Origin of the sequence: Lactobacillus laiwuensis, from assembly GCF_019972835.1 — a bacterium.
GTDB classification, from domain to species: Bacteria; Bacillota; Bacilli; order Lactobacillales; family Lactobacillaceae; genus Lactobacillus; species Lactobacillus laiwuensis.
Genome location: NZ_BPPB01000021.1, coordinates 1 through 13,029 on the forward strand (window position 1 = coordinate 1; position 13,029 = coordinate 13,029).

Consider the following 13,029-nt stretch of genomic DNA (forward strand, 5'->3'; position numbering starts at 1 on the left):
ACAAGGTAAAAGAAAAAGAACCAAGCAGTTTATTAGCTGCTTGATTCTATTCATTTAAGCTCTATCAACAGGATTTGCCAAGGAGCCTTTTAAGTAACATTATTGAATGTAGCTTACTCATTGATATATAAGGTTTTACAAGTATCAAAATAAGTGGAGTTTATAAAATATAATTGATTTATCAAGTGAATTAGTTTCTAGGACGGTTGATGACTAACTAAGAACCCAGATGCAAACAAAAAAGCTATCATATGTAATGAGTTTTTAATCATTAATATTGAAGGATACCTGATACTTGATAGGCACTGCCCTAACTTCATCTTCAGGTCTAATTATAGGATTCTTAAATGGATAAATTACAGGTTGATTTCCATCAAAGAAAACAAAGTAAATCCAATAATTATCGAATTCCAACGCATGTTGGCGTTCACCTTCTGACATTTGGAAAGTTATCTGATTACTTATATTAGTAGAGGTCGTCTTAACCTCTATATGACGCTCAGTCCCGTCTTTTTCAAAAGATAGAATGTCATACCCATATGAATCAGATTTATTTGATCTCTGTATGATTCTACCTTGTAATTTAGGATAATCCTTTAATCTATTGGCTTCATAGAGCATTACCTGCTTCTCACCAGCAGCTCCAATATCAGTCTTTTTCTTCTCCTCTTCGAAATAGTCAATCTTGGGAAGAAGTTTATTGGCCTTAGATTTGGATCTAGTCTTCTTATGCTTAACTATTTTCTTATTAATTGCAATCGGGGCCTTATATGTATATGATTCTCTATTTGAATTAGCATTATCATCTACCTTATCATAATCGGAATAAGAGTTAAGAAATTTTAAAAAAGCCTTGGTGCTGGCCATAGGGTAACTATGGTTTTCTTGATTAAATTTAGCAAAACCATTTAACTCCATAATTGCACTCAGATTTTTCTTAAAAGTATCACTGAAGACATCATCTGGAATAGATCCATAAATAGTCTTATAATTGAACAACATCTTGATTATACCGTCTCGATAACTATGGGGTCTACCACTGTTAGTAGCTTTCTTCGCTTTGCTTTCCTCTTCTTCATAATTTTTGAATTGCTCAAATATTTTTTTTAGATATTCATTATCCCTGATATCATTAAGCTTTTGGTCGTTTACTCGTTTTACCCAAACAAATTGAACCATTAACCTCACCTCGTAATCTTATAATCTAGAATAACATAAAGGCTCACAATTTATTTCCAGAGATTCAGGATTATTCAATTTATAAAAATGATTAGTCCATTGGGACAAAATTTTAATAGCAAGTCTTTCTATTTGTTTAAAATTTATCTATTTATATTATAATTTTTTATTCAAGTCATCATCCAGTTCTATCTCAAATTCTGCAGCGATTTCTCCAATAATGAGCTGACAGAACCATATTCCTTTTTAAGACCTATTTTGTCACTGTGCGAAACGTAAATAGTTATATACTTTCCCTTTTCTTAGACTAAATTCTCTTTTAAGAGCAGACTTTTGATTAACTCTGCATTATTTTCTTTTAATCCTTATGGTCTTTTTCACCTTGTTCGTTTGAATTTTTGCTTAGTTTCGTTGATTCGATTCACTATTTTTGCGTAAGAATAAAACCTATGTAGGAGTATCTTGACAAATCACCTAAAGTAACACCATCGAACATTTATTGCAATAACCCTATATGTTGGACAAAATCTTGTAGTAAACTAGCAATAGTAAAACTAGTTTTAAGAAAGGCAAAATTATGATTGATTCTAACAAGATAACTGAATTAAAAAATGATATTGATCAGGCACGCCACATTACTTTTCTGACTGGTGCCGGAGTTTCAACTCATTCTGGCATTCCTGATTATCGCTCTAAAAACGGTATTTATGATGGCGTCTCTGAAAGTCCAGAAACGATTTTAAGTGAGGAAACACTTTATCAGCGACCAGAATTCTTCTACAAATTTGTGATGGATAATATGTATTTCCCTGAAGCCAAGCCAAACGAAATCCACCAGAAAATTGCTGAGATCTGCAACGAAAAAGGCGATCTAATCACACAAAATGTTGATGGCTTGGATACCAAAGCCGGCAATAAACACGTAACCGAATTTCATGGCTGTCTTTATAATATTTACTGCACTAAGTGCCATAAACCAGTTTCATACGCTGAATACGCCAAATCTTACCAGCATGAAAATTGTGGCGGTATTATCAGACCAGGAATTGTTTTATACGGTGAAGCCATTAACGGAGACAGTTTAGCAAGATCTGTCAACGCAATGCAAAATTCTGACCTTGTAATTATTTCAGGCACCAGTTTCGTTGTGTACCCTTTTGCCCAGCTTTTATCTTACAGGCAGTCTGGAGCTAAAGTTTGGGCAATTAATAAAACTGCCATTCCAGCAGAAGGAATTTCTTCCATTATTGCGGATGCACTAGATGTTTTTAAACAGCTTTAACTAGTTTTTAAAAAGAAAGTCCTTTAAACCAGCAGAATTGCTTTTTTACCCGGATACTATAAATTACTTGTGCTAAAATACGAAACAGTAATCAAAAATAAATCTGGACTAGAAAAGAGCTTTTAATTAAATGGCAATTTTTAAAATGTATGCTCCCTTTTTCAGTGGAAGTAATTGGATTCACGTACTGACCAGTGGCAAAGATTGGCTCATCATCTTAACCCTGATTCTGATGGAATGCTTGCTTTCTGTTGATAATGCAGTTGTTTTGGCAGCTCAAACCAAGGTTTTGCCTGACAAGAAACAACAGGAAAAGTCATTATTTTATGGTCTATGGGGTGCATATATTTTTCGTTTCATTGTGATTGGTATCGGTACTTATCTGATCAATTTTTGGGAAATTAAACTAGCAGGCAGCCTTTATCTTTTCTATCTGTCCTTCAAGTTTTTCTACGACCAAAGGCATCCCCAAAAGGCTGCCACTAACGCAAAGATTGAAAGTGCAAAAATTACTAAGCATTCTTCCAAAAAGGGCAAACATTTTCTATCACTTTTCTGGCGGACCGTTATTTCAATTGAAGCAATGGATATCGTCTTTTCAATTGATTCAGTGCTAGCTGCCCTAGCGGTTTCCAGTAATCCGGTAGTGGTATTAATTGGTGGCATGATTGGTATATTATGTATGCGCGGTGTTGCCGAAATCATAATCAAATTGATGGACATTATTCCTGAACTGCAACCGATGGCTTACATTTTAATTGCTATCATTGCTCTTAAGCTTTTATTGTCTTTACCACCGCTACATTACGAACTGCCAAATACAACTTTTGCCTTAATTGTGTTCGGTATTCTTCTCTTAACTATTGCTTTTCATTTTATACGAGCAAAAAGGAAAAGACGGAAACTATAATCTTTGTTCAACGTATTCTTTGAGCACAACTGCCTGGTTGTGCTCTTTATTCTTTGCACCATAAAGAAAAAGGACATCTTGTTCGGCAAGCTTAGCTTTAATCTGGTCAACAAAAGCTGTGGTCGCTGGATTATGCTCTAATTCAGCAATGTACTTTTGCCTAAACTCAGGATATTTAGTATCATCGTGATTGAACCACTTACGCAATTCAGTGCTGGGACCAATTTCTTTGACCCACTCATCCAAATTAGCATCTTTTTTGCTTTTGCCTCTAGGCCACAGACGATCAACTAAAATGCGGTAGCCCGCAGGCTGCTCATGTTCGTAAATGCGCACTACTTTTATTTTTGTCATGATAATATCTCCTTTTAGTTTAAGTTTACTACACGGAAAGAAAAATGAATTATTCAACTTATTTCTCTAATAAATCAACTGCTGCCATTACTAAAGATTTGATTGGCAGACCATTAACATATAATGATGGCCAGAATATAATGGGTGGCTATATTGTAGAGGCTGAAGCTTACTTAGGCGTTAAAGACCGGGCAGCACATTCTTATGGCGGTCATCGCAGTCCGGCTAATGAAGGTCTTTATCGTAAAGGCGGAACTATTTATATTTATGCTCAAAGACAGTATTTCTTTTTCGATGTCGCAACACAAGAATATAATGAGCCGCAAGGAGTTTTAATTAGAGCCATCGAACCAGTCTGGGGCATAGAGCAGATGATTAAAAATCGTGCCGGCAAAAATGGAGTGCTTTTAACTAATGGTCCCGCGAAAATGATGCAGGCTTTTGGCATTCACGATAAAAAATGGAATTTACACTTCTTGTCTGACTCCCCATTTAAAATTGATTTAGATGATAATCATAAAAAGTGGGCTAAGGAAATTAAAACCAGTGCCAGAATTGGCGTTAGTCAATCCGAATTAGAATGGGCCAATAAAAAATTACGTTACTATGTAGCAGGTAATCCCTATGTTTCCAGAATGAAAAAAAGTGCCTATCAAAAAGATAATGGCTGGCAGTGAGAGCAGTGTCCCAGTGGTCTTTTAAAATAGTAAAAGATAATAAATGAGATAATTATAAAATATTTTTTAAATAAAGTTATTGACAAGTCACTCTTAATAGCCTATTATTTTTCTAAGTTAAATAATTTCCAATGCAATAGAGGTCGCGGTTGTTACGAAACTAATCTGAGTGAGCGAACACTTTGAAGATTAGCGTAAGAATTACTGCCGAAACAAAAATGTTGTTCGTTTCAATCTTTTTGTTGGGCTGCAAGAGAATATTTTGCAGACTGTCCTGGTTCATCTCCAGGGAGCGCTATATGATTTGTTTAAAAAATAGATTATAACCTCGTTGTTTTTGACTAACAGCGAGGTTTTTGTTTACGCTTTTATTGTATTGGCTTTATTTGAAACATATTTTGTGGAGGTTTTCAAAATGAAGTCAAGATTTAAGTGGCTGGCTACCTTAGTTGCCTTATTCACCTGTTTGGGCATTGGGGCTAATTTTAGTCTGAATGAAGTTAACGCCAAAAAGGACGATAGTACGCTAAAAGTCGCCATGGAAGCAAATTATCAGCCGTACAATTGGACACAGACTAATAATGCCAATGGTGCTGTGCCAATTGAGGGCTCAAAAGAATACGCCAATGGTTATGACGTTAAAATTGCCAAAATTATTGGTCAAAAATTACACAGAAAAGTCGAAGTTGTTAAGACTGAATGGGACGGTTTACTCCCCGCTTTGACCAGTGGCAAAGCTGATTTGATTATCGCTGGGATGAGCCCAACAGCTGAACGTGAAAAGGCCATTAATTTCTCTAAGCCTTATAGAAACAGTACTTTTGTGGTAATTACCAAGATTAACAGCAGATATGCTAGCGCTAAAAAGCTGATCGACTTTAAGGGTGCTAAATTAACAGCGCAACAAGGTACTTTCCACTATGATTTAATCAAGCAGTTAAAAGGTGCTAAGAGACAACCTGCTATGCGCGATTTTGCGGCTATGCGGCAAAGTTTAATCTCCGGCACCATTGACGGTTATGTTGCCGAAGACACTGAATCAACTTCCTTTAAGATGGTTGACCCTGACATTAAGTCAATTCCTGTCAGCAAAATGGCTGGTTTCCATGCTACTAAAGAAGAATCTGTCACTTCAATCGGAATTGCCAAGCCCAACAAGGCGCTGCTTAAGAGCGTTAACCAAATTTTAGCTACTATTCCTCAAGCAAAAAGGGTAAGGTTAATGACTGAAGCTGTCAGGCAGCAACCTAAAACTGATAGTGATAAAAAAGGTAAAAAGGCTAAATCAGAACCTTGGTTAGTATCAATGTGGCGCCAATATGGCGGCATGATTTTAAACGGTATCGGCATGACCTTGCTTTTGGCTTCAGTTGGTACCATTGTAGGTTTCTTTATCGGTCTGGCCGTTGGTATTGTGAGAACCATTCCTACACCAACAACCGGTGGTAAAAGATGGCTGCTCAAGTTTGTCAACTGGCTGCTTTCGGTTTATATTGAAATTTTTCGGGGTACGCCAATGATGGTGCAAGCAGCTGTGATTTACTATGGTATTGCCCAATTCTGGCACCTGAATATTGACAGAACCGTCGCCGCACTAATCATTGTTTCGATCAACACTGGAGCGTATTTAGCCGAAATCATTCGGGGAGGAATTATTTCTACACCTGAAGGTCAGTTTGAAGCAGCCAGTGCGCTAGGAATGACCCACAACCAGAGAATGTGGCATATTATTTTGCCACAGGCAATCAAGAACTGCTTGCCTTCAATTACTAACGAATTTATTGTTAACATCAAGGATACCTCAGTCCTGAGCATCATCTCTGTATCAGAGTTGTTCTTCGTCGGTTCAACTATTGCGAGTCAGACATTTAAGTTCTTCCCAACTTATTTAACAATTTCTGCTATCTATCTCATCTTGACCTTTACCATTACCAGAATATTCAACTTAATTGAAAAACACCTCCAAGGAAGCAAGAATTACAACTTAATGGCAAACCAAGTTCAAGTTGGCACACCAAAAGACATGGAGGCTAAGAACTAATGACTGAAGCAAACGAAACTATTTTAAGTTTAAAGCACATCAAGAAAACATTCGGTGAACACCAAGTTTTGAAAGATATTTCTTTTGATATAAACAAAGGTGAAATTGCCACAATTATCGGACCTTCAGGTGGTGGTAAATCAACAACTTTGCGCTGCATCAACCTGCTTGAGGAACCCACTGCTGGTGAAGTTGATTTTCATGGTGAAAATGTTTTGGCACCAAACTACAACCGCAATATTTACCGGGCAAAAGTCGGCATGGTTTTCCAACAATTTGATTTGTTTGAAAACAAGAATGTATTAGCCAATTGTATGGTAGGTCAAGAGTTGGTATTAAAACGGTCAAAAGACGAGGCACGTAAAATTGCGCTTACCAATCTGAAAAAGGTAGGTATGGAGCAATACGTTAATGCTCGTCCCAGCCAACTTTCAGGTGGACAACAACAACGGGTTGCGATTGCCCGGGCAATCTGCATGGATCCTGAAATTTTGTTATTTGATGAGCCTACTAGTGCTTTGGATCCAGAAATGGTCGGTGAAGTTTTAAGCGTCATGAAGAATCTGGCTACTACTGGTTTAACGATGATTATCGTAACCCACGAAATGGCGTTTGCGAAGGAGATTTCCGATCAAATGTTTTTCATCAGTGATGGCGTAATTACTGAACAAGGCACGCCAGATCAATTATTCAATCACCCGCAAAATGAAAAAACCGTCAAGTTTTTGAGTAATTTTCAGAATAATTAATAAGGTCTAATTGAATATAAAAAACTGGTAAATCTACGTGATGAATAACGTGATTTGCCAGTTTTTTAGTTTGCTTGTGGCTCTAAAAGTCCAATAATTTCCTGATTAAATTTAGTTGGCTCCTCCCACTGCGGGAAATGACCTGAATGGTCAAACCAAATTATATTGCACGGACTAGTAATTTTAGCAGCATATTCTGCAGTCAATTGCGAGGAAACATGATGGTCATGTCTCCCTTCACAAAAAGTGATGGGAATGGCAAAATGCACGATGTTTTCAAAATTAACGTCCATGAGTTCTTCCCAGAAATATTGAATTGACTGCTTCGAGCCCTGCAAACGCTGAATTAAGTCTTTAAAAGAATAATCTTTAGCCGATATAAACGGCCAAATTAATTTACGATAGTTTTTAGCGCCATAGATTGAACCGCCATAAGCCACAATCATTTTAGTTAATTTGAGGCTGGCTTTAGTTGGTTCGTGTGCAAAATCAAGCTGATCAAGTTTGGCAGTATTTTTCATTTTTGTTCGTAAAAAAGCTTTTTGTAAAGCAATATTCTTTTTCATATTAACGACTTGACCAATTCCGATATATTCCGTAACCAGCTCTGGATACTTTTGAATAAAATAGAGTCCTAAAACCGTGCCCCAAGAATGACCCATGATAATCAATTTATCTTGTTTTAACCGTTTTAATAAATAAAGCATAAACTGATGAATATCTGCCAAGATGGTATTAATGGACAAGTTTTCTTCAGGTGAAAATTTGTAATACGATAGTCCGCTGCCTCTTTGTTCCAGATTGACAAAGATAAAATGATCTTCTAGTTCGCTATTAAACTTTTTGGTCAAGGGAATGCAGGCATCTCCTGGTCCACCGTGCAAATATAAAATGATTGGTTTCCGGCCTTGCTTTGAACTAATTGAAAAATAAAGTTTAGTACCGTTAATTATGACGTTTTCTATTACTGATGTGCTACTCATTTTTTGCCTATATTCATATAATCGCTTGTTATTATGCATACACTGCTACTTTATTTAAGTATATTATTAATGTCGCTAACTTGTAAATTGCAAATTATATTTACAAGACTGAAGTAATTTTTATCAAAAGAGTCTACTCTAAACTAAAGAAAAAGCTATCTGAAGAGCGAGCTGAGGAAACAGTATATATCAAAAGTCTGACGAACTTTATGCTAGAAAAGAGTACCAAGCATTTTAATAGCCTGGTACTCAAATTATGTTAAATTCTAATCATTTTTATCTTCAACTTTGTAAAATTTAACTCGATTGATTAAATAGTCAAGTAAGAACACACAAATTAAATTTAAGACAATAATAAAGAGTATCAATAACGGGTGCTCTTCTTGCTCATCTGTCATATTTAACAAATATAAAGTTTCAAAGCTAATTGGTGCGCCTTGTAATACCATACAGTAAATTAAGTCATTTTCGACTTGGTCAATAAATGTATCTTCTTTTACTTCAAACCAAACTGTAGCAATTATTGTTATGACGAACGCACTAATTGACCATATTAAGTTATAATTCGGCTTATTGGAGAAAAAAGCCTCCATTTCAATTATACACAACCACAGTAAAGCAACTCTTGCTAATTTCATTTTCATCTTATTTCCCACAGCCTTTCTTTTTCGATTTATTTTAATTATTTTATTATTTATAATTATAAATGAAATGTGGTATTAATCAAAGGTTCTATTAGTCACTGCAGTTGTTCCGTTAGAAATATCAGCTATTACATCTGTTTCAGATTGGTCAAAAATCAGCTTAATTTATCTCTAATTAAAAATTTTACAATTTAATATTTATGTACTAACCTATAAGTAATTATTATCATTGATATAACTAAAAGTTTAAATTAAATTATAACTGTTTCTTGTATCAGAAAAATGTCGGAGAGACTTAGAAAAGTTGGTATCTCTAAAAAATTTAATCTTGCTTTGTGCATAATAAATCTTGACAATATCATGATTAGAGGAGCTATCGATAATGACCAGAAACCAGACTACGATAAAAGAGCAACTGTTACAAGATCATGGCTATAAATATTTATGGTTTATTGTATTAGGCGCATTCTTATTGGTTTTAATCTTACCGTTTTCCAAATCTGTTGATTTAAGCGTTTGCGCCTTAGGTCTTCTACTATCAGCTTTGGCGGAAGTATTGACAACATTTTTTCAACACAAACATATTACCTTTATTATAAGTTTGGTTTTAGGTTGGCTATTAGCTCTAATAATTGGTGTTATTCTGTTTTTTTATATTATGTGGGCTTCAGGCAACATGCTTTTCGTTAAATAATGAATTTAAATAAATATTGCCACAGAAAAGAAAGAGCACAAAAACAGGCAAACCACTTAAATTGTGGTTTGCCCGCTTTTTAGTTGATGCTCAAATAGCAGTGTCCCGGTAATTAAAACCAATGAGGCTAGACTTTAAAAGCTGCGCGCTAATCATCGTGTTCTTTGTGCCATTCTTTAATCTGTTCCAATCTCTTTTTAAAACGGTCTTCATGACCCTGCGAGGTTGGCAAATAATATTCGTGTTCCTCTAAACTCGGTGGCATAGTTTTCATTGTCGTTAACTTGTCTTTAGCATAATGCGCGAGCTGGTAACCTTTACCATAGCCCAAATCTTTCATTAACTTAGTCGGGGCATTGCGAATTTGCAAAGGCACTGGTTCATCAATAGTCTTCTTAACATCTTCTTCAGCAGCTAGTCTAGCCTTATAAACTGCGTTTGATTTCGGAGCAAGCGACAAATAAATCACTGCTTCCGTCAAATGCACATCACATTCCGGCATCCCTATAAATTGACAAGCCTGAAAGACGTTGACCGCCACATTCAGCGCATTAGTATCTGCCAAGCCAATATCTTCACTGGCAAAGCGCACTAGTCTGCGTGCAATATAAAGCGGATCTTCTCCACCTTCAAGCATCCGCGACAGCCAATAAATTGCCGCATCCACATCGCTGTTACGCATTGATTTATGCAAAGCGGAGATGATATTGTAGTGTTCTTCTCCGTCTTTATCATACAGGACCGACTTTTGGGTGATTAATTGTTCAAGACTATCCATAGTCACAGCAATCGTATTGCCAGTTTTATGACCGTTTAAAACTGCCATCTCCAGCGTATTTAAAGCAGTCCGAGCATCACCGTTGGCAAATTTGGCAATGGCTTTAATCTCCTGCTCACTGATTTTGACGGTTAACTTGCCAAAACCGTTAGGGTTGTGCAAAGCGTTTTGCAATAACTTAATGATATCTTTGACTTCAAGCGGTTTTAAGACAAAAACCTTGCAGCGTGAAAGCAGCGCCGAGTTAACTTCAAAGGAAGGATTTTCGGTCGTAGCACCAATTAAAATGATACTGCCACGTTCAACGTAGGGTAAAAAAGCATCTTGTTGTGCTTTATTAAAACGATGGATTTCATCTACAAATACCAGCGTTTTTTGCCCCACTTCGTGTTCAGCTTCAGCCTGCTTCATAATTTTGCGGATTTTAGTAATGCTGCTGTCAACCGCACTAAAGTTGTAAAAGCTCGCTTGACTCTGCCGGGCAATTATTTCAGCCAAAGTCGTTTTACCGACTCCCGGTGGTCCCCAAAAAATCATTGAGGAAACCTGGTCATTATCAATGATTTCCCGCAATATTTTCCCCGGTCCCAGCAGCTGTTCTTGCCCTACAAACTGAGCTAGGTTTTGGGGCCGTACGCGGTTAGCCAATGGTTCATTTTGCCCACTATTTGCAAATAATGATTCTTGCTTCATCATTACATCTTCTTTATTTACTTCTTAACACTTACTACCCTAATTATACAAGTATTTGTCCGCTAGCAAAAATAAATGAACGTCTGTTTGCTCTAATTTTATTAACTAGTTTGCGTTATAATTATATTGGGTATAAAGTCACATATAATGAGGTAAAGATATGAAATTTTTCAGGAAAATTGGTCTTGGTTTAGCCGCAACCCTGTTGACAATTAGTCCGCTGCTGCCAAGTCTAAATCATATTCAAACAGTGCAAGCTGCACCAAAAACACAAAAACTAGCTAAAAACAAAATTACTTTAGTCAATGACGCACCCGTATATAATCAATATGGTCAAAGACTTAAAGCAAGAAAAAACGGGAATTATTCTGTAATTGAAGTAGATGTGAATGGATTCTGTTATGTTTCTTCTTTTGATATCGACTCCTTAGATTATTACGGCACAATAATGATTAATGGGCAAAAATACTATAAAATTGGTCAAGGGGAATATATTAATGACGGTGATGTCAATAACGTTAACGGCAAAAGCTCTAAGACCGGTAAGCTGGTTTTGAATCACAGATCTGCAATCTATACTAAAACCGGTAAATTAAAAGGCAAGACTCTACCAGTTAAATCAGTCGTTAACTATCAGGGTCAGGTTAAGCAATCTCAATCCAAGCAAAAATATTATTTTGCAAAATTTAACGTTTCTGAGCAAAAACCAATCTTTTATTACCTGCAGGCAGAAACAGTTAACGGTAAAGACTGTTATGCCATAGGGAAAAATCGTTATATTAGAGCAAATAACGTTGATAGTATAGATGGGTATCCTCTTATGTATAATGGCGTTACCTATGCTACTGTTCTTAAAAAGACGACAACTCAAACTTTAACCAATGATTCTACTAAGCACGTACTAAAAAAGGGGCAAAAAATTAAAGTTGATTTAGCGGTTCAACCTTGGGCAGAAGACTTTGAAGGCTATATTTATCGCCTGCACGATTATCCTAACGAATATGTTGGTCAAGGTTACATTAAATTAAGAAACTATTTGCCAACAGCAAGTTACGAAGAGCTTACATTCACCTATGTAAAGCCTAATACTACGACAAATACTAAATTCTATAATTTTGACGGTACTCCAACAGGTATCAGTTACAGGAACCGTAAGCAAAACCCCTTGACCGTTGATGGTCTTTATTACTTATGGGTACCTAACGAAAACAAAGCAGAACTGTTTTATCACTTTTTAACCTACAGAATAGACAGAAACTATTTTGTTAATAACGACGGCACTGACCTTAAAAAACCAGAGTTTGATAAAAACAATAAACTAATTGAATCGACAGAAGATAAGATGCGTTATACTAACAGCTTTGTCAAAGCTAGTGATGTTACTTTTGCCAGTGGAATTAAACTTACCCCTCTCAATACTGCTAAAGATGCTGAGAACGATCAAAAAGTAGCAACAGATAAGGATAAGCAAGAATTGCAAAGAAAATTTGAGGAAACTAAGAACAACAAGAATGTTAAGTGTGAGCAACAAAGTGCAGTAAGTAATTATAATAATGCTTTGATGATTGCTTCTTCTATTTTACAATCTCCAAAAGCAACGATTGCACAAGTAAAACAGGAAATTTGGCTACTTGACACAACCAAAATTCAATTAAGTACTTTAAACTTTGCCGAATGGAGTTAAATTAAAAAAATGGAGTTAGTCCACCAAATAAGAGTGGTTTAACTCTATTTTTATTGCTTAAATTTACTGTCTAATTTGAAAATTGCAGTTTATCACTAAACTAATATTTATAAAATCCTTACCATTATCAGCCTCTTAGCTTTTATATGTTAACAATTCGGTTAATGCATAGCTAATCTAATAGCTCTACATCGAGCAAGTACATGATTAGCATAGATTTCTCCTTTATATGAAAAGCGCAGTTGATCAAAATATAATAAGTTACCATCTGATACAACAGGAAGGAGACCGTAAAATAGTTTGTGTAAGGATGAATAATTCCTTAAATTAATTTCTTAAAACATTAGAAAAAGGAGTTCCT

The 13,029-nt window shown here is 35.9% G+C and carries 12 protein-coding genes and 1 riboswitch; of the genes, 7 read left to right on the plus strand and 5 right to left on the minus strand.

All coding sequences use genetic code 11. The features are described 5' to 3' along the window. Positions 1–264: 264 nt before the first annotated feature. On the minus strand, positions 265–1,179 hold the full coding sequence (locus LDM92_RS09400) for a protein NO VEIN domain-containing protein (protein WP_223903018.1): 915 nt from the start codon (positions 1,177–1,179) through the stop codon (positions 265–267). Between the two features lie 577 nt (positions 1,180–1,756). Here LDM92_RS09400 and LDM92_RS09405 point away from each other — a divergent pair. Together LDM92_RS09405 and LDM92_RS09410 are read left to right on the plus strand one after the other, a co-directional pair. Then, positions 1,757–2,461, plus strand: a complete 705-nt coding sequence (locus tag LDM92_RS09405; protein ID WP_223903019.1) for an NAD-dependent protein deacylase — start codon at positions 1,757–1,759, stop codon at positions 2,459–2,461. Positions 2,462–2,591: 130 nt separating this feature from the next. Then, positions 2,592–3,371 (plus strand): TerC family protein, encoded by a 780-nt coding sequence (locus tag LDM92_RS09410; RefSeq protein WP_223903020.1) that lies wholly within the window; start codon positions 2,592–2,594, stop codon positions 3,369–3,371. Here the strand turns inward: LDM92_RS09410 and LDM92_RS09415 are convergent. After that, positions 3,366–3,725, minus strand: a complete 360-nt coding sequence (locus LDM92_RS09415) for a DUF488 domain-containing protein (RefSeq protein WP_223903021.1) — start codon at positions 3,723–3,725, stop codon at positions 3,366–3,368. The two genes, LDM92_RS09410 and LDM92_RS09415, sit on opposite strands and share 6 nt — an antisense overlap. A 44-nt stretch (positions 3,726–3,769) precedes the next feature. Between LDM92_RS09415 and LDM92_RS09420 the strand changes: the two genes are divergently transcribed. From LDM92_RS09420 to LDM92_RS09430, 3 genes are all read left to right on the plus strand, one after another. Next, positions 3,770–4,402, plus strand: coding sequence for a DNA-3-methyladenine glycosylase (locus LDM92_RS09420; RefSeq protein WP_223903022.1), 633 nt, complete (start codon positions 3,770–3,772; stop codon positions 4,400–4,402). Between the two features lie 129 nt (positions 4,403–4,531). After that, positions 4,532–4,708: riboswitch (Lysine riboswitch) on the plus strand. Positions 4,709–4,817: 109 nt separating this feature from the next. Further along, a complete protein-coding gene (locus tag LDM92_RS09425) occupies positions 4,818–6,443 on the plus strand; it encodes an ABC transporter substrate-binding protein/permease (RefSeq protein WP_223903023.1) in 1,626 nt (541 codons plus the stop codon). After that, complete coding sequence (locus LDM92_RS09430) at positions 6,443–7,192, plus strand: amino acid ABC transporter ATP-binding protein (RefSeq protein WP_223903024.1); 750 nt, start codon at positions 6,443–6,445, stop codon at positions 7,190–7,192. The genes LDM92_RS09425 and LDM92_RS09430 overlap by 1 nt, the downstream gene beginning before the upstream one ends. A 65-nt stretch (positions 7,193–7,257) precedes the next feature. Here LDM92_RS09430 and LDM92_RS09435 read toward each other — a convergent pair whose 3' ends face one another. Together LDM92_RS09435 and LDM92_RS09440 are read right to left on the minus strand one after the other, a co-directional pair. Next, positions 7,258–8,175 (minus strand): alpha/beta fold hydrolase, encoded by a 918-nt coding sequence (locus tag LDM92_RS09435; RefSeq protein WP_223903025.1) that lies wholly within the window; start codon positions 8,173–8,175, stop codon positions 7,258–7,260. A gap of 266 nt (positions 8,176–8,441) precedes the next feature. Further along, on the minus strand, positions 8,442–8,813 hold the full coding sequence (locus LDM92_RS09440) for a hypothetical protein (protein ID WP_223903026.1): 372 nt from the start codon (positions 8,811–8,813) through the stop codon (positions 8,442–8,444). 388 nt (positions 8,814–9,201) lie between these two features. Here LDM92_RS09440 and LDM92_RS09445 point away from each other — a divergent pair, with 388 nt between their 5' ends. Next, positions 9,202–9,513 (plus strand): hypothetical protein, encoded by a 312-nt coding sequence (locus LDM92_RS09445; protein WP_223903027.1) that lies wholly within the window; start codon positions 9,202–9,204, stop codon positions 9,511–9,513. 148 nt (positions 9,514–9,661) lie between these two features. On the opposite strand, the gene LDM92_RS09450 is transcribed toward LDM92_RS09445, so the two are convergent. Continuing rightward, the gene (locus tag LDM92_RS09450; RefSeq protein ID WP_223903029.1) at positions 9,662–10,984 is read right to left on the minus strand and encodes a replication-associated recombination protein A; all 1,323 of its coding nucleotides are present in this window, start codon (positions 10,982–10,984) and stop codon (positions 9,662–9,664) included. A 160-nt stretch (positions 10,985–11,144) separates the two neighbouring features. Here LDM92_RS09450 and LDM92_RS09455 point away from each other — a divergent pair, with 160 nt between their 5' ends. Next, entirely contained in the window at positions 11,145–12,668 is a 1,524-nt protein-coding gene (locus LDM92_RS09455; RefSeq protein ID WP_223903028.1) for an SLAP domain-containing protein, read from the plus strand. Positions 12,669–13,029: the final 361 nt, after the last annotated feature.

Bases quoted from the DNA above. Each gene is read 5' to 3' on its own strand.
- LDM92_RS09400 (WP_223903018.1), bottom strand. From the start codon at position 1,179: ATGGTTCAATTTGTTTGGGTAAAACGAGTAAACGACCAAAAGCTTAAT.
- LDM92_RS09405 (WP_223903019.1), top strand. From the start codon at position 1,757: ATGATTGATTCTAACAAGATAACTGAATTAAAAAATGATATTGATCAG.
- LDM92_RS09410 (WP_223903020.1), top strand. From the start codon at position 2,592: ATGGCAATTTTTAAAATGTATGCTCCCTTTTTCAGTGGAAGTAATTGG.
- LDM92_RS09415 (WP_223903021.1), bottom strand. From the start codon at position 3,725: ATGACAAAAATAAAAGTAGTGCGCATTTACGAACATGAGCAGCCTGCG.
- LDM92_RS09420 (WP_223903022.1), top strand. From the start codon at position 3,770: ATGAATTATTCAACTTATTTCTCTAATAAATCAACTGCTGCCATTACT.
- LDM92_RS09425 (WP_223903023.1), top strand. From the start codon at position 4,818: ATGAAGTCAAGATTTAAGTGGCTGGCTACCTTAGTTGCCTTATTCACC.
- LDM92_RS09430 (WP_223903024.1), top strand. From the start codon at position 6,443: ATGACTGAAGCAAACGAAACTATTTTAAGTTTAAAGCACATCAAGAAA.
- LDM92_RS09435 (WP_223903025.1), bottom strand. From the start codon at position 8,175: ATGAGTAGCACATCAGTAATAGAAAACGTCATAATTAACGGTACTAAA.
- LDM92_RS09440 (WP_223903026.1), bottom strand. From the start codon at position 8,813: ATGAAATTAGCAAGAGTTGCTTTACTGTGGTTGTGTATAATTGAAATG.
- LDM92_RS09445 (WP_223903027.1), top strand. From the start codon at position 9,202: ATGACCAGAAACCAGACTACGATAAAAGAGCAACTGTTACAAGATCAT.
- LDM92_RS09450 (WP_223903029.1), bottom strand. From the start codon at position 10,984: ATGAAGCAAGAATCATTATTTGCAAATAGTGGGCAAAATGAACCATTG.
- LDM92_RS09455 (WP_223903028.1), top strand. From the start codon at position 11,145: ATGAAATTTTTCAGGAAAATTGGTCTTGGTTTAGCCGCAACCCTGTTG.